General features: G+C 69.6%; 16 protein-coding genes and 1 riboswitch. Of the genes, 4 read left to right on the top strand and 12 right to left on the bottom strand.

Annotated elements, in window-relative coordinates; translation table 11 throughout:
* Positions 1–97: 97 nt before the first annotated feature.
* The 6 genes from groL to ACW9TB_RS18975 all read right to left on the bottom strand — a co-directional run bounded on the left by groL (position 98) and on the right by ACW9TB_RS18975 (position 6,939).
* Entirely contained in the window at positions 98–1,723 is a 1,626-nt protein-coding gene (groL, locus tag ACW9TB_RS19000; RefSeq protein ID WP_472749336.1) for a chaperonin GroEL, read from the bottom strand.
* 510 nt (positions 1,724–2,233) lie between these two features.
* Complete coding sequence (locus ACW9TB_RS18995) at positions 2,234–2,434, bottom strand: cold-shock protein (protein ID WP_012895270.1); 201 nt, start codon at positions 2,432–2,434, stop codon at positions 2,234–2,236.
* 347 nt (positions 2,435–2,781) lie between these two features.
* The gene (locus tag ACW9TB_RS18990; protein WP_472749335.1) at positions 2,782–3,057 is read right to left on the bottom strand and encodes a MoaD/ThiS family protein; all 276 of its coding nucleotides are present in this window, start codon (positions 3,055–3,057) and stop codon (positions 2,782–2,784) included.
* Between the two features lie 22 nt (positions 3,058–3,079).
* Positions 3,080–4,360 carry a threonine synthase gene (gene thrC / locus ACW9TB_RS18985; RefSeq protein WP_472749334.1) on the bottom strand — a complete coding sequence of 427 codons (1,281 nt, stop codon included), beginning with the start codon at positions 4,358–4,360 and terminating at the stop codon, positions 3,080–3,082.
* 14 nt (positions 4,361–4,374) lie between these two features.
* A riboswitch (SAM riboswitch) is annotated at positions 4,375–4,517 on the bottom strand.
* A 143-nt stretch (positions 4,518–4,660) separates the two neighbouring features.
* Entirely contained in the window at positions 4,661–6,178 is a 1,518-nt protein-coding gene (locus tag ACW9TB_RS18980) for a S1 family peptidase (RefSeq protein ID WP_472749333.1), read from the bottom strand.
* Between the two features lie 203 nt (positions 6,179–6,381).
* A complete protein-coding gene (locus ACW9TB_RS18975) occupies positions 6,382–6,939 on the bottom strand; it encodes an RNA polymerase sigma factor (RefSeq protein ID WP_472749332.1) in 558 nt (185 codons plus the stop codon).
* 239 nt (positions 6,940–7,178) lie between these two features.
* On the opposite strand from ACW9TB_RS18975, the gene ACW9TB_RS18970 reads away from it, so the two are divergent.
* Both ACW9TB_RS18970 and ACW9TB_RS18965 read left to right on the top strand, forming a co-directional pair.
* Positions 7,179–8,603, top strand: coding sequence for an alpha,alpha-trehalose-phosphate synthase (UDP-forming) (locus ACW9TB_RS18970; RefSeq protein ID WP_472749331.1), 1,425 nt, complete (start codon positions 7,179–7,181; stop codon positions 8,601–8,603).
* A gap of 86 nt (positions 8,604–8,689) precedes the next feature.
* Positions 8,690–9,880 carry an MFS transporter gene (locus tag ACW9TB_RS18965; protein WP_472749330.1) on the top strand — a complete coding sequence of 397 codons (1,191 nt, stop codon included), beginning with the start codon at positions 8,690–8,692 and terminating at the stop codon, positions 9,878–9,880.
* Between the two features lie 209 nt (positions 9,881–10,089).
* Here the strand turns inward: ACW9TB_RS18965 and otsB are convergent, their stop codons facing one another.
* Complete coding sequence (otsB, locus tag ACW9TB_RS18960) at positions 10,090–10,875, bottom strand: trehalose-phosphatase (protein WP_472749329.1); 786 nt, start codon at positions 10,873–10,875, stop codon at positions 10,090–10,092.
* A gap of 154 nt (positions 10,876–11,029) precedes the next feature.
* The gene (locus ACW9TB_RS18955; protein ID WP_440074015.1) at positions 11,030–11,332 is read right to left on the bottom strand and encodes a DUF3263 domain-containing protein; all 303 of its coding nucleotides are present in this window, start codon (positions 11,330–11,332) and stop codon (positions 11,030–11,032) included.
* 117 nt (positions 11,333–11,449) lie between these two features.
* On the opposite strand from ACW9TB_RS18955, the gene ACW9TB_RS18950 reads away from it, so the two are divergent.
* The gene (locus ACW9TB_RS18950; RefSeq protein WP_472749328.1) at positions 11,450–12,256 is read left to right on the top strand and encodes an SAM hydrolase/SAM-dependent halogenase family protein; all 807 of its coding nucleotides are present in this window, start codon (positions 11,450–11,452) and stop codon (positions 12,254–12,256) included.
* Between the two features lie 487 nt (positions 12,257–12,743).
* Positions 12,744–13,349, top strand: coding sequence for a hypothetical protein (locus tag ACW9TB_RS18945; protein ID WP_472749327.1), 606 nt, complete (start codon positions 12,744–12,746; stop codon positions 13,347–13,349).
* A 104-nt stretch (positions 13,350–13,453) separates the two neighbouring features.
* Here ACW9TB_RS18945 and ACW9TB_RS18940 read toward each other — a convergent pair whose 3' ends face one another.
* The 4 genes from ACW9TB_RS18940 to ACW9TB_RS18925 are packed head-to-tail and all read right to left on the bottom strand — an operon-like array spanning position 13,454 to position 17,372.
* Positions 13,454–14,467 carry an ABC transporter ATP-binding protein gene (locus ACW9TB_RS18940; protein WP_472749326.1) on the bottom strand — a complete coding sequence of 338 codons (1,014 nt, stop codon included), beginning with the start codon at positions 14,465–14,467 and terminating at the stop codon, positions 13,454–13,456.
* A complete protein-coding gene (locus ACW9TB_RS18935) occupies positions 14,451–15,488 on the bottom strand; it encodes an ABC transporter ATP-binding protein (protein WP_472749325.1) in 1,038 nt (345 codons plus the stop codon). Before ACW9TB_RS18935 ends, ACW9TB_RS18940 begins: the two co-directional genes overlap by 17 nt.
* Before the next feature lie 8 nt (positions 15,489–15,496).
* Positions 15,497–16,441 (bottom strand): ABC transporter permease, encoded by a 945-nt coding sequence (locus ACW9TB_RS18930; RefSeq protein WP_472749324.1) that lies wholly within the window; start codon positions 16,439–16,441, stop codon positions 15,497–15,499.
* Complete coding sequence (locus ACW9TB_RS18925; protein WP_472749323.1) at positions 16,434–17,372, bottom strand: ABC transporter permease; 939 nt, start codon at positions 17,370–17,372, stop codon at positions 16,434–16,436. The genes ACW9TB_RS18930 and ACW9TB_RS18925 overlap by 8 nt, the downstream gene beginning before the upstream one ends.
* Between the last annotated feature and the right edge of the window lie 103 nt (positions 17,373–17,475).

Below are 17,475 nucleotides of genomic sequence, written 5' to 3'. Positions count from 1 at the left end.
CCTCGGGGCCGCGTACGGCCGGGCGCGCGGAGACCAGGACACAAAAAGAGGCGGCCCCGGCACTTCGGGGTCGCCTCTTTTTCGAAAGCGCGTGGACTTAGAAGTCCATGTCGCCGCCGCCGGGCATGGCGGGGGCGGCTCCGGCCTTCTCGGGCTTCTCGGCGATGACAGCCTCGGTGGTGAGGAACAGCGCCGCGATGGAGGCGGCGTTCTGCAGCGCCGAGCGCGTCACCTTGGCCGGGTCGATGATGCCCGTCTCGAACAGGTTGACGTACTCGCCGGTGGCCGCGTTGAGGCCCTCGCCCGCGGGAAGGTTGCGCACCTTCTCCACCACGACGCCGCCCTCAAGGCCGGCGTTGACGGCGATCTGCTTCAGCGGCTCCTCCAGAGCCTTGCGGACGATCGCGGCACCGGTGGCCTCGTCGCCGAAGAGCTCCAGCTTGTCGAACGCCTTGGCGCCGGCCTGCAGCAGCGCCACGCCACCGCCGGGGACGATGCCCTCCTCGACGGCCGCCTTCGCGTTGCGAACGGCGTCCTCGATGCGGTGCTTGCGCTCCTTGAGCTCGACCTCGGTCGCCGCGCCGGCCTTGATGACGGCCACGCCGCCGGCCAGCTTGGCCAGACGCTCCTGGAGCTTCTCGCGGTCGTAGTCGGAGTCGGTGTTGTCGATCTCGGCGCGGATCTGGTTGACCCGGCCGGCGATCTGGTCGGCGTCACCGGCACCGTCGACGATGGTGGTCTCGTCCTTGGTGACGATGACCTGGCGGGCCCGGCCGAGCTGGTCCAGGGTGGTGGACTCCAGCTTCAGGCCGAGGTCCTCGCTGATGACCTGGGCACCGGTCAGGATGCCGATGTCACCCAGCATGGCCTTGCGGCGGTCACCGAAGCCCGGCGCCTTCACCGCGACCGACCGGAACAGGCCACGGATCTTGTTGACGACCAGGGTGGCCAGGGCCTCGCCCTCGACGTCCTCGGCGATGATCAGCAGCGGCTTGCCGGCCTGCACGACCTTGTCGAGAACCGGGAGCAGGTCCTTGTTGGCGGACACCTTGGAGTTGACGACCAGGATGTACGGGTCGTCGAGGACGGCCTCCATACGCTCCGGGTCGGTGACGAAGTACATCGAGATGAGGCCCTTGTCGAAGCGCATGCCCTCGGTGAGCTCAAGCTCAAGACCGAAGGTGTTGCTCTCCTCGACGGTGATGACGCCTTCCTTGCCGACCTTGTCCATCGCCTCGGCGATCATCTCGCCGATCTGCGGGTCACCCGCGGAGATGGACGCCGTGGAGGCGATCTGCGCCTTCGTCTCCACGTCCTTGGCGAGCTTGGACAGCTCCTCCGACACGCGCTCGACGGCGGCCTCGATGCCCTTCTTCAGGGACATCGGGTTGGCGCCGGCGGCGACGTTGCGGAGACCCTCGCGTACGAGAGCCTGAGCGAGCACGGTGGCGGTGGTGGTGCCGTCACCAGCGACGTCGTCGGTCTTCTTGGCGACTTCCTTGACGAGCTCGGCCCCGATCTTCTCCCACGGGTCTTCGAGCTCGATCTCCTTGGCGATGGAGACACCGTCGTTGGTGATGGTGGGGGCGCCCCACTTCTTCTCCAGAACGACGTTGCGGCCCTTGGGGCCGAGGGTCACCTTGACGGCGTCCGCGAGCTGGTTCATGCCACGCTCGAGACCGCGCCTGGCGTCCTCGTTAAACGCGATCATCTTGGCTGCCATACGGCTAGACCTCCCAGAGACAGGGTGGCTTACACCGGACCGAGCCGACGCCCGCGACGGCATGTGGGCCCACGACTCCGTTCGGCGGGCCCCATCGCCTCGATCCAGGATTGGCACTCTCTATGCGCGAGTGCCAACAATCTGTTTAGCACTCTACCCCAACGAGTGCAAGCCACGATCCGTTGACCTGGGCCGCGGGCGGAGGGGGCTTCAGCTCCGCGTCATGCCACCGTAGATCCCGCGTCACGTCGGCGTACGCGGCATGTCATCGTCGGCGCGCGGCCCGCGCCACCTCGGGGGTTCGTGTCGTCACGACGGGTCCCGTGCCGCGCCCGGCACTCTCTTCCCCCGCGCGCCCGTACGCCCTGGGCGACCTCGGCGCGCCCCGTGCAACGCGAAGGCCCGGCTCGCCGGTTGGGGGGCGAGCCGGGCCTAGGCGGTCAGGATCCAGCGGACTGCGATACCTCGGGATCCACCGGCTCTTCCCTGCGAATTCACGTAACGGCTACGTCAGACCGCCCGGACGGACTCCGCCTGGGGGCCCTTCTGACCCTGGGTGATCTCGAACTCGACCCGCTGGCCCTGCTCGAGGGCACGGTAGCCATCCATCATGATCGCGGAGTAATGGACGAACACATCCTTACCACCGTCTACCGCGATGAAGCCGTAGCCCTTGTCCGCGTTGAACCATTTGACGGTGCCCTGCGCCACTTGCGACTCCTCTTACTGGTCTTATAGGACGACGCCCATTCCTCTCGCGAAGTCCTCAATCTCCGGGGCGGACTTCGCTCCGTCGATCGTTCCGACCATACCTGTGGGAAGCGGTAGGGCAACAGAGTCAAGCACCAAACTACCTCTTTACTAGAGCTTTCTGTACGAGAGCAGAGTTTCACCATCACTATTAGTTAGTTAAGGGTCACGTTATTCATCCGCGCCACAAATATGAGCTTGTGTCATAAAACACGGCACCCACCCGGCCGGAGCCGGGTGGGTGCCGTGAAGTCGCGAGCCCACAGGGGGCGGGGCGGCGCGGTCAGGGCCGCGCGAGGGCGGGAGAATCAGCCTCCGGCCACCGCCGGGATGATGGAGACCTGAACGCCGGGGGGCGTGGCCGTGTCGAGGTTGTCAACAAAACGGACGTCCTCATCCCCCACATAGACGTTGACAAAACGTCGGATCTTTCCCGCTTCATCAAGAATCCGGGCACCGATCCCCGGGAAGTCCGCGTCGAGCTTCTGAAGAACATCGCGCAGGGTCTCCCCCTCTCCGTTCACCTCGGCGGCACCATCGGTGTAAGTCCGGAGAATCGTCGGAATCCGCACAGAAACGCTCATAATTCAGTACCTTTCACGATTTCTAGGCGATAGCCGCACGGAATGCGTCAAGAGAAGGCCGAATCACCGCGGTCGGGCGTGCCTCCGCGGCTACCGCGTCGAGGGTCTTGAGACCGTCGCCGGTGTTGAGGACCACGGTCTCGGCGTCGGGGTCGAGCGTGCCCGAGGCGACCAGCTTGCGCAGCACCCCGACGACGACGCCTCCCGCGGTCTCGGCGAAGATGCCCTCGGTCCTGGCCAGCAGCCGGATCGCGTCGACGATCTCGGCGTCGGTGACGTCCTCGACCGCGCCGCCGGTGCGGCGGGCGATGTCCAGGACGTACGGGCCGTCGGCCGGGTTGCCGATCGCCAGCGACTTGGCGATCGTGTCCGGCTTGACCGGGCGGATCACGTCGTGGCCCGCCTTGTAGGCGGCGGAGACCGGGGAGCACCCCTCGGCCTGGGCCGCGAAGATCTTGTAGGGCTTGTCCTCGACGAGGCCGAGCGCGATCAGCTCCTTGAAGCCCTTGTCGACCTTCGTGAGCTGCGAGCCCGACGCGACCGGGATGACGATCTGGTCGGGGACGCGCCAGCCGAGCTGCTCGGCGATCTCGTAGGCCAGCGTCTTGGACCCCTCCGCGTAGTAGGGCCGGAGGTTGACGTTGACGAAGCCCCACTGGTCGCCCAGCTCGTCGCCGATGAGCTCGGAGCAGAAGCGGTTCACGTCGTCGTACGTGCCCTCGATGCCGATGAGCCTGCCGCCGTACACGGAGGCCATGACGATCTTTGCCTGTTCGAGGTCGGAGGGGATGAAGACGCAGGCGTCCAGCCCGGCCCGCGCGGCGGCGGCGGTCACGGCACCGGCCAGGTTGCCGGTGGAGGAGCAGGAGAGGGTGTGGAAACCGAAGTTTCTGGCCGCCTCGACGGCGATAGCCACCACGCGGTCCTTGAAGGAGTGCGTGGGGTTGCCGGAGTCGTCCTTCACGTGCAGGGAGCGGATGCCCAGCTCGCGGGCGAGGTTTCCGGCGTTGACGAGCTTGGTCCAGCCGGGCGCCATGTTGGGCTTGGAGGCCACGTCCGCGGGGACGGGCAGCAGCGAGCGGTAGCGCCAGATGTTGGTCGGCCCCTCGGCGATCCGCTCCCGGGTCACACGCCCGAAGTCGTACGCGATCTCAAGGGGCCCGAAACACTCCGTACAGGCGAAGTCGGGACCGAGGTCGTAGCGGGCACCGCACTCCCGGCAGGACAGGGCCACGGCGGGGCCGAAGCGCCGGTCGTCGGCACGAGCGGAGGAGGAGGTGTTCTCAGTGGTTGCGAGCGCCATGAAGCGAGGCCTTTCCCTCATCTTCGTCTGCGGACCACCCTGGTCACAGACCGGAATTGGCACCTGTCCCGGCCGACCTCGTTCAGATCACGAGTCTTGAACCGGGATGGTTGCCGGGGCTTCGCAGGGCCGGTCCCTCCACCCCTCTGGATGAGCAAATATTCAGTTGGAAACCTGACGCGCAGGTCCTAAGCACTCTACCTCGCCCCGCCGTCCTCCTGACCTCTTGTCTCACTGGGCGAGACTTGACGTGTTATCCAGCGGAACCGGCGGGTTCGGGGCCCAGGTCGCGAGGACGGGTCACGGTGTCCTGTACCCCAGGGTGTAGGGGCCGGAACCGGTCGCTGCGAGCACCCGGTAGCGGTAGTAACCGGCCGTACCGGTGTAGGAGATCCTCTCGTCGGGACCCGCGCCGTCGGAGGTGGCGACGATCAGCCAGCTCCCGCCGCTCCACTTCTGCAGGTACAGGTCGAAGTCGGTGCCGTCACCGGCGTCCAGGCAGGCGGTGTGAAGACCCGTGACGGTCGACGCGTAGTACCGGCCGCCCGGCCGGTAGACGGACCGGCCGGTGGCCAGGGTGCCGCTCCGGGTGTACGGGAAGCCGGTGCAGGTGCCCGTGACCGGTGGCGGCGGGTTGCCCGCGGTGGTCCTCAGGTCCAGGCCGTAGGCGGTGAGGATCTCGCCGACCGGCTGGAAGTAGGTGGTGCCGCCCTGGCCGCAGTTGCCCGAGCCGCCGGAGGTGACCCCCTGGGCCTGGTCGACGGAGATGAAGGCGCCGCCGGAGTCGCCGGGTTCGGCGCAGACGTTGGTCCGGGTCAGGCCGAAGACGGTGCCCTGGGGATAGGTGACGCTGGCGTCGCGCTGCTGGACGAGGCCGCAGTGCCAGTCGGTGGTGGATCCGGACCGGCAGATCGAGGCCCCCTCGATGGCGATGCGGGCGCCCGCGACGGGAACGGTGCCGCCCGCGCCGTTGTCCACCGCCGGGGTCGCCGCCCAGTGGGCGTTGGTCTCGATCCAGGAGTAGTCGTCGCCCGGGAAGGAGGAGCCCTGGAAGACACCCTGGACGACCCGGTTGTAGCCGGTCGTGGCGTCGCCCGGCCTGCCGCAGTGCCCGGCGCTGACGAAGCCGTTGTGAGTGCCCCTGATCACGGGGAAACCGATCGAGCAGCGGCTGACGACGCCGATGTAGTAGGCGTTGCCGCCCACCAGGTCGTGCAGGGGCAGCGGAACCTCGGTGGAGGGCAGCACGACCACCGCGCCCGTGTCCACGCCCGCGCTCTCGACGAAGTTCTGGGCGTTCTCGGGTTTCGGGGAGAGGACGACCACCTTGTTGCTCTTCACGTCGACGAAGCGCGCGCTCGACACGAGCGGCTTCGGGGGCAGGGCGTCGTCGATCTTCTGTTTGATCGCGGCGAGCCGCTCCAGCGACCTGGGGACGACCTCGGCCAGGGCTCCCGCTTCGAGGATCGCGGGGATGTCGGCGGGAGCGGTGGTGGCCACCACCAGGGTGTGCGCGCTGTTTCCCCGGAGCCAGGCTCCGCCAAAACGATGGCCGAGCCTCCTGCCCAGCCGTGCCGCGATCGGGCTCAGGCGGATCTCGTTGAGCAGCCGCGCCTGGGCCTGGACAGGGGTCAGCCCCAGGCCCCGCTCGATCGCCTCCAACATGCCGGGCGGCGGCTGCCGCGCCACCGACGCGCCCGCGACGGCGGGCGGGGCTTGTGCGTCCACCTCGCGTCCGGCACCCGCCGGTACGGCGGCCAGGGCGAGTGCGGTGAAGATCAGGGCGCATCCCGTGACGACGACGTGTCTGCGGAACATGCGGGCTCTCCTCGACCTCTGCCTGCGAAGCGCGAGGGGGATCACCACATGTCATCGCTTGGTCACGCGATGCGGGCAACGCCACCTTAAATCAGGTGAGGCCACCGGGACCGTACGCCACGCGGAGGGTGCCCACCGGCCGATCGGCCCCGCTTTCCCGGGCCGCGCACGGGTCCCGTCTCGGAAAGGATCCTCGGAAAGGATCAGAAGCCGTAGGCGTCGCCCAGGGCTCCCTGGACGTACTTGCGCGCCTGGTGGATGCGTGACTTGGCGGTGCCCAGCGGGATCTTGAGCTGCTCGGCCACCTCGTTGTAGTCGAGCTGGCAGATGTCGCGCAGCACCAGCGCCTGGGCCAGCTCGGGCTTCTCGGCCTCCAGCGCCTCCATCGCGTCGAGCAGGTCGAGCCGGGACCCGGCGATCACGCTCACCCGGGCGACGTCCGGCTTCTGCAGCGGCAGCTCGTCCGAGCTCTGCTCGGCGGCGCGGCGCTTCAGCGAGCGGTAGGTGGTCCTGGCGCAGTTGGCGGTCACGATGTGCAGCCAGGTGCTGAACCGGGCACGCCCCTCGAAGCGGCCGATGTTGCGCGCCACCGCGAGCAGGGTGTCCTGGCATGCCTCCTCGGCGTCCTGCCGGAAGGGGAGGATCCGGCCGCAGTGCCTGAGCACGGCGGGCTCGATCCGCTTCAGCAGCTCACCGAGCGCGCGGTGGTCTCCCTGGGCGGCCGATCGGGCCAGGTCCTCGGTCGTCTCGTCCAGCGCCATCACAGGCCCCCATCAGCGGTCACGGTCGTTGGACATCCTATGGTCGGGACCTCGGACGGTGTCCCTCCCTCCCCGCCACAAAAAGAGGGATACAGCGGGGCTCATCACTTCACCTGCTGACAAGAGCTGACACAATTCGATGAACGCCATTCTTTCGTTGACCTGAAGAGCGAGGACAGCCCGGTGAGGTGCCGGTTAACCTTCAGGACAGGCGTGTCCCTAGCCAGTGAAGGGATCTCATGAGCGCGATCCTGGTGGCCTCCAACCGCGGCCCCGTCTCCTTCACCCTCTCCGAGGACGGCTCGCTGTCCATGCGCAGGGGAGGTGGCGGCCTGGTCTCCGGCCTGTCGGAGGTCGCGAAGGACCTCAACGTCCTGTGGGTCTGCGCGGCGCTGTCCGACGGCGACCGCGGCGCCGTACGGCTGGCGCCCGGCGGCAGGATCGACCAGGCGGGCTACGACACCGGGGCGGTGCGGATGCTCCACATCCCCCCGGCGACCTTCCACCGCGCCTACAACGCGGTCGCCAACTCCACCCTCTGGTTCGTCCACCACCTCCTCTACGACACCCCCAACAGGCCGTTCTTCGACGCCAGGTTCCGCAGGGAGTGGGAGTCGTACCAGGCCTACAACGAGGCCTTCGCGATGGCGCTGGCCGAGGAGGGCTCGCACGGGGCGCGGGTGATGGTGCAGGACTACCACCTGAGCCTGGTCCCGGCCATGCTCAGGGGGGAGCGGCCCGACCTGCGGGTGGCGCACTTCTCGCACACGCCGTGGGCCCCGCCCGAATACTTCAGCCTGCTCCCCGACGACGTGGCGACCGAGCTCCTCGAAGGCATCCTGGGCGCCGACCACGCGGGCTTCCTCACCGACCGCTGGGGCGGGGCGTTCATGGACTGCTGCGAGACGGTGCTCGGCGCGCGGGTCGACCGCGCGGAGCGTACGGTCACCCACCAGGGCAGGACCACCCGGATCGGCACCCACAGCCTGGGCGTGGACGGCAAGGCGCTCTGGACCCGGGCGTCCGAGCCCGACGTGGAGTCGCACATGGCCGCGCTCCGTGCCCAGGTGGGCGACCGCAGGCTGATCGTGCGGATCGACAGGACGGAGCTGTCGAAGAACATCGTGCGGGGCCTGGTCGCCTACAAGCAGTTCCTCGCGGCCCACCCGGAGTGGCACGGCCGGGTCACCCACCTCGCCTTCGCCTACCCGTCCCGGCACGACCTGCCCGAGTACCGCGAGTACACCGCGGCGGTGCAGCGCTGCGCCGAGGAGATCGAGGACGAGTACGCCACCGAGGACTGGGACCCGCTGATCCTCAACGTCGACGACGACTACCCGCGCTCGCTGGCCGCCTACCGGCTGGCCGACGTGCTGCTCGTCAACCCGATCCGCGACGGCATGAACCTGGTGGCCAAGGAGGGGCCGATCCTGTCTCCGCACAGCGCGCTGGTGCTGTCGCGGGAGGCGGGGGCCGCCGCCGAGCTGGGCGAGCACGCGCTCACGGTCAACCCCTACGACGTCTCGGCCACGGCCGCCGCGCTGCACGAGGGCCTGACGATGCCCTCGGACGAGCGCGCCAGGAGGGGCGTCCTGCTGGCCGCCGCGGCGACCGCCCTCCCTCCGCACCGGTGGTTCGCCGAGCAGCTCGACGCCCTCGGGTGATGGCTTGACTCACTAAATAGCTTTAGACCTGTATGAGATAGTTTTTGCGGCTATTTCACTTTTTCTGGCGTACGGGGAGAACCGAGTTGACCGCGATCGCGCCCGTCCGGCTGATCCGCGACCGCGCGACCTGGCTGATCTATCTTCAGCTCGGCGTCTTCGCCACCTACCTGTACGGCCTCAGCGCCGCGCTCCCGCTGCTCCGCCTCGACCAGGGCGTGTCCCAGGCGGTCGCCGGGCTGCACGGGACCGCGATGGCCGTCGGCGGGATCATCACCGGCCTCGTCCTGCCCTGGCTGACCGGGAGGATCGGCCGCCGTGCCGTCATCTGGACCGGCATGGCCGGGATGAACGCGGGCGTCCTCCTGGTCGCGGCCGGCACCGCGCTCCCGGTCACCCTCCTCGGGTACGGCGTCGCCAGCGGGATGGCCTCGATCACCCTGTACTCGGCCATGGCTGCGCTCGACGACCGGCACGGCAGCGCGGGCCCGGCGGCGATCAGCGAGGCCAACGCCGTCTGCGTGATCGTCGGCATCGGGGTCCCGTTCGTGGTCAGCGCCGCCGCGCAGAGCACCCTCGGCTGGCGGGCCGCGCTGCTGGTGCCCCCCGTGCTGACCGTGCTGCTCGCGCTCACCATGGGACGCGTACGGATTCCCGAGCCCGGGGACACCACCGGCGGTGCGGGCACGGGGGGCGAGGCCCGCTTCGGCTGGCGGTTCTACCTGGCCTCGGCCGTGCTGTTCTGCTGCGTGGCGATGGAGTTCTGCTTCAACCTGTGGGCGGCCAAGCTCTTCTCCGACCAGACCGGGCTGCCCGCGGCGGTGGCCGCGACCGCGGTCGCGGCGTTCACCGCCGGGATGGCGGCCGGGCGGCTGGCCGGGGCGTGGCTGGCCCTGCGGGTGCCCCCGACCGTGCTGTTCCTCGGCGCCCTGCTGGTCACGGCCGCCGGGTGGGCGATCTTCTGGCTGAGCGTGAACCCGGTCTTCTCCTACGCGGGCCTGGCCGTGTCGGGGCTGGGGGTGTCGCTGCACTTCCCGATGGCACTGTCGCGGGTGCTGGCCGCCTCCGGCGGGCGGCGGGACCGCGCGTCGGCCATGGCCTCGATCTTCGCCGGGCTCGCGGTGGGGATCGGGCCGTTCCTGCTGGGCGCGCTCGCCGACGGGTTCGGCACCCAGCGGGCGTTCCTCATGGTCCCCGCCCTGATCGGGCTCGCCGTCGGAGGACTGCTGGTCACCATGGGCGCCCGCCCCCGGGCGGGGGCGGGCGAACCCGCCTGAGCGGGTGTTCCCGAAAGACCTGACCTGAACGGGTGTTCCCGAGAGACCTGAACGGGCGTTCCCAGGGGTGGCCGGACCTGCCCGGATGACCCGCCGGAGCTGCGCGTCCTGGCGACGAGCCGGGAGCCGCTCCGAGGGGGTGGCGGCGGGACCTGCCCGGATGACGCTCTCGGCGAGAGCCCTCTCGGCCGGAGCGCGTGGTCACCCGATCAGCCCCGCGCCTCGCTCTCGACGGCGTCGGCGATCGAGGTGAGGAGCTCCAGGACCCCCGGGGGCCCGTTCACCACGATGTCGGCCTCCACCTCGATCTCGGGCGATCCGCTGAACACCGTCACCCCCGGCAGTCCCGAGGCCCGTACGGCCGCGAACGCCGGGAGGTCGCCCAGGTCGTCCCCCGCGAACAGCACCGACCTGGCGGCCCGCTCGCGCAGGAAGGCGCTCAACGCCACGCCCTTGTCCATCCCCGGCGGGCGCAGCTCCAGCACGAACTTGCCCGGCTCCACCGTCAGCCCCGCTCCGGCCGCGAGCGCGGCGACCGGCTCGCGCAGCGCGTCGAGCGTCGCCCACGGGTCGGCCGCCTGCCGGGTGTGCACGGCCACGGACCGCTCCTTGTCCTCGATCCTGACCCCCTCGATCCCCGCGGCCAGCGGGACGAGCCCGGTTCTGGCGAGGTCGAGGCCCGGGTGGACGGGCGGCGCGGCGAGCGCGCCCGCCTCCCAGCGTTCGAGGCCGTAGTGCCCGAGCACGACCAGCCCCGGCACTCCGGCCAGGGAGCCGTACTCGACGGCCGTGGCGGCCGGGCGGCCGGTCACGATCACCACGGCGCCGATCAGGTGGCCGAGCCTGGTCAGCACCTCGGCCCCGCCGGGATGGATCCTGGCCGCCGCGGGGTCGGGGACGATCGGCGACAGCGTGCCGTCGAAGTCGAGCCCGATCACCGCCCCCGCCGGATCGGCGGCGATCGCCTTCAGCACCTCGGACGTGTTCGTCGTCATACCCGCCTCAGCCTGTCGAGTGTGTTCACCGTCACGCTCACTCCAACCCGCCGGACCCCGGCCTGTCGAGTGTGTTCACCGTCACGTCCGTTCCAGCCCGCCGAGCCCAGGCCCCGCTCTCGCGAGCGCCCGCCCGGTCGGTCGTACCCGGAGATCAGGGGCGCAAGCCCATCTTCCGGGCGGCGCGGTCGCGGCGGCGGGTCTCGCGGAGCCGGCGCAGGCGCTTGACCAGCATCGGATCGTGGGCGAGCGCCGCGGGCAGGTCGATGAGCTCGCTGAGCAACTGGTAGTAGCGCGTCGCGGAGATGTCGAAGGCCTCGCGAACCGCCTGTTCCTTCGCGCCCGCGTAGCGCCACCACTGGCGCTCGAAGGCGAGCAGCTCGCGCTCCCTGTCGGTGAGAGCTCTCGGCGCGGGCTCCGGAGCGGCGCCGTCACCGGAACTCGGCGCGGTGTCCATTGCTTCCTCCTCCGTCGGAGCGCGCGGCGATCACATCGCGCACGCGCGGCCCGAAGTCAGGATAGTCCGGAATTTCGCGCTGTTCATGACGGATGTGGAGACGTACAGTCACCAGATGTGACCTCTGTCATCAGCCTTCTCACCGATTACGGACTGGAAGACGGCTACATCGCCGCATGTCACGGCGTGATCGTCGGAATCTCTCCGGAGTCGCGGATCATTGACGTGTGCCATCTGGTCCCCTCGGGGGACGTACGGCGCGGGGCGGCGATCCTGGCCCAGACGATCGCCTACCTTCCCCCCGGCGTGCACGTCGCCGTGGTGGATCCCGGCGGCGGCGGCTCGCGCAGGGCCGTGGCGGTCGAGGCCGGCGACCACGTGTTCCTGGGCCCGGACAACGGGCTGCTGTCGTGGGCGATCCACGCCAGCGGGGGCGCGCGTGCCGCCTACGAGCTGTCCAACGCCGACCTCTTCCTGAAACCGGTCTCGCCGACCTTCCACGGGCGCGACCTCTTCGCCCCCGTGGCGGCGCACCTCGCCATCGGGCGCCACCCGTCCGAGCTGGGACCGGCGATCCCGCTGGAGCGGCTGGTGACGCTGCCCGCGCCCACCTCCGTGCTGCAGGAGGGCTACGTCGAGGGGGAGGTGCTGTCGATCGACCGGCACGGCAACGCCCAGCTGTCGATCGGCTCGGGCGACATGGTGACGCTGGGCGTCGAGCCGGGAGACACGCTGGTGGTCTGGCTGGGCAGGCGGCGGATCTCGGTGCCGTTCAAGGAGACCTTCGCCGCGGTGCCGCCCGGGGAGATCGTGGCCTTCACCGACTCGGCCGGGCTGGTCGCGCTGGCGGTCAACTCCGGCGACGCCTCCCAGCGGCTGGGCCTGCCGCCCGGGGCCCACGTACGGCTCTCTCCCTCACCCTGACATGCGCAACAAAAGCGACCCGAGAAGAAATCACCCTATGAATTGACCCGTTTGCTGAATTGTCGTTACAACCGAAGGGTCGTTTTAGCTGGAAACGCTCATTACGGAATTTCGATGACGTGTCCACATTCCCCTGGACAATGGCGGCCCGTCGTTCTCCCTGTCGTCCCGGACGGGCCTCCACCACGGCGGTTGCGCCCCGCCACCCGCGAGGAGCCGGGCCCTCCACCGGATATACGAGCTGACCTGGCAGTTTAGGGAATTCGCAGCGGCGTGGCAGAACGGGCACGCGGATCGGACCGGCGATCGGCCAATATTTGTCCGGCCACGCCTCCGCGATCATTGCCACAAGCTGACCATTCTTGACCCTCCAGAAAGCATGTCGCTGGATAGTCTCACTCCCGTTACTTTGAGTAGCCGCGCGCAGACGGTCCGTTCCAGAGGCCCAGACACTGCCGCGACGATTTCCTTCCAGGGGGAACCACAAATGATTCGTCGTCTTCTCATCACTTCCGCGTGCGTCGGTGTCGCCGTCCTCGCGCCGGCCGTGGCCGCTTCCGCGTCCACGTCCTCCACCAGCTCCGCGACCAAGGTCACCGCCACCTCGGTCGTCAAGGCCGCCGCCAAGGCGAAGGCCGCCAAGAAGGCCGCCGACTGCTGCGGCGGCGGCGTCGGCGTCGTCAGCGCCGCCCCGGCCTTCATCCCGACGAGCACCGTCACGTACGGCACCACCGTCATCCCCACGGCCGTGACCAGCGGCGTCGGCTGCGGCGGCGGCCTCTACGGCGGCGGCGTCTACGGGGCCGGCCTCTACGGGGGCGGCTTCGGCGGCGTCTACGGCGGCGGCTGCTACGGCGGCGGCGTCTACGGGGGCGGCCTCTACGGCGGCGGTGTCTACGGCGGTGGCGTTTACGGGGGCGGCTTCGGCGGCGGCATCATCGGCGGCGGCCTCGGTGGCGGCCTCTTCGGCCGCGGCGGCCTCGGCGGCATCGGCGGCGGCGGCAACATCATCAGCAACGGCAGCGGAGTCGGCCACGGCGTCGGCGTCGGCGGCCTCGTCGGCATCGGCGGCATCGGCGTCGACATCCTCTAGCAGGACAGACGTCCCGCGATGAAGCGGTAAAAGCGGACAGGGCGCGGCCTCCACAACTCCATGTGGGGGTCGCGCCCTTCGCTGTCTCCCGCCTGTCCGCCCCCTCACACGTGGATCACGTCGTGGGTCTCGGCGAAGTGGCAGGCGCTCGCGTGCGCGGTGCCGGGCCGGATCTGCAGCAGCGGCTCCTCGGCGGAACAGATCGGCTGGGCCTTCCAGCACCGCGTACGGAACCGGCAGCCCGACGGCGGGTTGGCGGGAGAGGGCGGGTCACCCTGGAGGATGATCCGCTCGCGTCGCTCGCGCCCCTCGGGGTCGGGCACCGGCACGGCCGACAGCAGCGCCTGGGTGTAAGGGTGCGCGGGCCGGTCGTAGATCTCGACGTCCTTGCCGATCTCCACCATCTTGCCCAGGTACATCACGCCGACGCGGTCGGAGATGTGCCGGACCACCGACAGGTCGTGGGCGATGAAGACGTACGCCAGGCCGAACTCGTCCTGCAGCCGCTCCAGCAGGTTGACGACCTGCGCCTGGATCGACACGTCCAGCGCGGAGACCGGCTCGTCACAGACGATGATCTCCGGCTGGAGCGCCAGCCCGCGGGCGATCCCGATGCGCTGGCGCTGGCCGCCGGAGAACTGGTGCGGGTAGCGGTTGATGTGGTCGGGGTTGAGACCCACCACTTCGAGAAGCTCCTGGACCTTGCGGCGCCGGTCGCCCTTGGGGGCGACCTCCTTGTGGATCTCGAACGGCTCGCCGATGATGTCGCCCACGGTCATCCGGGGGTTCAGCGAGGTGTACGGGTCCTGCATGACCATCTGGATGTTGCGGCGGGCCCGCTTGAGGTCGCCCCGCTTGGCGTCGGCGATCTCCCGGCCGTTGATCCTCACCGAGCCCGAGGTCGGCCGCTCCAGCGCCATCAGGAGCTTGGCCAGCGTGGACTTGCCGCACCCGGACTCGCCCACGATGCCGAGCGTCTCGCCGCGGCGCAGGTCGAAGGAGACCCCGTCGACGGCCTTGATCGCGCCGATCTGCCTGCGCAGGACGACGCCCTGGGTCAGCGGGAAGTGCTTGACCAGGTCGCGGACCTCAAGGATCGGCTCACCCGTGGCTGCCATCGAGGACCTCCCTCCAGTAGTGACACGCGCTGCCGCGCGTCGGGCCGATCTCGTACAGCGGGGGCGCGTCGACGACGCAGTTGTCCTGACGGTACGGACACCGGGGGTGGAAGGAGCAGCCCGAGGGCATGTCGAGCAGGTTCGGCGGCATGCCCTTGATGGCGTACAGCTCCTGCCCCTTCTGGTCGACCCGGGGGATCGAGTCGAGCAGGCCCTTGGCGTACGGGTGGGCGGGCCTGCGGTAGATGTCGTGCACGAGGGCGTTCTCCACGATCCGCCCGCCGTACATCACCGCGATCTTGTCGGCGACGTCGGCCACCACGCCGAGGTCGTGGGTGATCAGGATCAGGCCCATGTCGCTCTCGCGCCGCAGCTCGCTGAGCAGCTCCATGATCTGGGCCTGCACCGTCACGTCGAGGGCGGTGGTCGGCTCGTCGGCGATCAGCACCTCGGGGTCGAGCGCGATCGACATCGCGATCATGATGCGCTGGCGCATCCCGCCGGAGAACTGGTGGGGGTAGTCGTGCACCCGCTGCCTGGCGGCCGGGATGCGGACCCGGTCCATCAGCTCGATCGCCTTCTTCTCGGCGTCGCGCTTGGAGGCGCCCCGGTGCACCCGGAACATCTCCCCGATCTGGGCGCCGACGGTGAACACCGGGTTCAGCGCGGAGAGCGCGTCCTGGAAGATCATCGCGATCCGCCGGCCGCGCACCTGGGTGCGGGCCTCCTCGGACAGGTCGAGCAGGTTCGTCCCCCGGAAGCGGATCTCCCCCCGGGGAACGCGGGCCGGCGGGGAGTCGAGGATGCCCATGATGGCCTGCGCGGTCACCGACTTGCCCGAGCCCGACTCGCCGAGCACGGCGAGCGTCTCGCCGGGGCTCAGCGAGTAGCTGACCCCGTTGACCGCCTTGACCACGCCCTGCCTGGTCACGAACTCCACGTGCAGGTCGTCGACGGCGAGCAGCGGCTCGTTGCCCGGCGTCTCCCTGGACGGCACCACCGATGGTGAGGTCTTCTTCACGGGTCCCCCTACCGCAGCTTCGGGTCGAGGGCGTCGCGGACGGCGTCGCCCAGCATGATGAAGGCCAGCACCGTCAGGCTCAGGAACAGCGCCGGGAACAGCAGCGCCCACGGAGCCTCCAGGAAACGCTCCCTGGCGTCGGAGATCATGAGTCCCCAGGAGATGTCGGGCGAGCGCAGGCCCACCCCGAGGAAGGACAGACCGGCCTCGGCGGCGATGAAGTAGCCGAGGTTGATCGTGGCGACCACGATCACCGAGGCGACCGCGTTCGGCAGGATGTGCCGGAACATGATCCTCGACGCGGAGGCGCCGAGCGCCCGCGCCGCGAGCACGTAGTCCTGGCTCTTGGCGGTGATCACCGCCGCCCTCATGATCCGGTACGTCATCGGCCAGGTCAGCACGGCCAGTGCGAGCATGACGGTCCACACGTTGCCCGTGCGGAAGACCGCCAGGATGAGCAGGGCGCCGAGGATCGACGGGATCGCGAAGAAGACCTCCGCGACCCGGGAGAACAGGGTGTCCACCACTCCGCCCCTGAACCCGGCGAAGAGACCGAGCAGGCCGCCCACCAGCGCGGTGACGACGGTGGTGGCCAGGCCGACCACGATCGAGTTGCGGGCGCCGTAGATGGTGCGGGCGTAGATGTCGCAGCCGAGGTTGTCGGTGCCGAACCAGTGGGCCTCGCCCATGCTCAGCCGGGCGTCGCTCAGGTTGCAGCTCTTGGCGTCGAACGGGTTCACCGAGGTGAACAGCGAGGGGATCACCGCCATGACGACCAGGACGGCGATGAGCACGGACGCCCCGATGAAGAGCGGGCGGCGGCGCAGGTCGTACCAGGCGTCGCCCCACAGGCTCGCGGCCTTGGGCGCCCTGGCGCCCCTCGCGCCCCTTCTGGGCCTGCCGTGCTTGGGGTTCCCGGTCTGCCCTCCGGCCGGGACGAGAGTGTCACTCATAGCGGATCCTCGGGTCGAGCACGGCGTAGAGCAGGTCGACGACCAGGTTGGCAAGGATGTAGATCAGCACCAGCACGGTCACGATTCCGACGACCACGGGCTGCTCGCGCAGGTACACGGAGCTGAACAGCTGCTGGCCGATCCCCGGCAGGTTGAAGATCGTCTCGGTGATCACCGCGCCGCCCATCAACGTACCGAGGTCGGCGCCCAGGTAGGTGACCAGCGGGATCAGCGCGTTGCGCAGCGCGTGCCGCCCGACGATCCGGTTCCGGGGCAGGCCCTTGGCCACCGCGGTGCGGATGTAGTCGGCGCGCAGGATCTCCACCAGGCTGTTCCTGGCGAGCCGGGTGAGGTAGGCGATCGACGTCCCCGCGAGCACGAAGCCGGGCAGCAGGTAGCTGCGCCAGCCCTCCGTCACGCCCGCGACGGGGAAGAGGTCGATCCCGGCCTGCTTGAGCTTCACTCCCAGCAGCAGCTGGAGCACGAAGCCGGTGACCAGGGTGGGGATGGAGATCAGCACCAGGGTGGAGGCGAGGATCATCGAGTCGCTGGCCCTGCCGTGGCGCAGCGCCGCGTACAGGCCGAGTCCCACGCCGATGACGGCCTCCATCACCAGGGCGGTCACCGCCAGGTTGATGGTCACCTGGAACTTGCCCGCCATGATCTCGTCGACCCCGACGCCGGCGAAGGTCGTACCGAAGTCGCCGCTGAACAGGCCGACGATGTAGTACCAGTACTGCACCAGGAACGGGTCGTTCAGGTGGTACTGCTCGCGCAGGATGGCGACGATGTTGGGGTCTATGCGCTTCTCGCCCGCCAGCGCCGCGATGGGGTCGCCGGGCAGCGCGAAGACGATGGCGTAGATGAGCAGGGTGGCGCCCAGCAGCACCGGTATCGACTGGATCAGGCGCCTGAGGATGTAACGGCCCATTCGTATCTCCCGTAGGTGCCCGGGGGTGATCTCGCGGACCGGCGGGTCGCGCGGTGCCGCGAGATCGTTCCGGGCGGCCAGTGGGGCCGGGCTCCCGCCCGGC

It is taken from the genome of Streptosporangium sp. H13245, from assembly GCF_055690525.1.
Note: the sequence above shows the minus strand (reverse complement) of the source record. Positions and strands in the feature narration are given on the sequence as shown.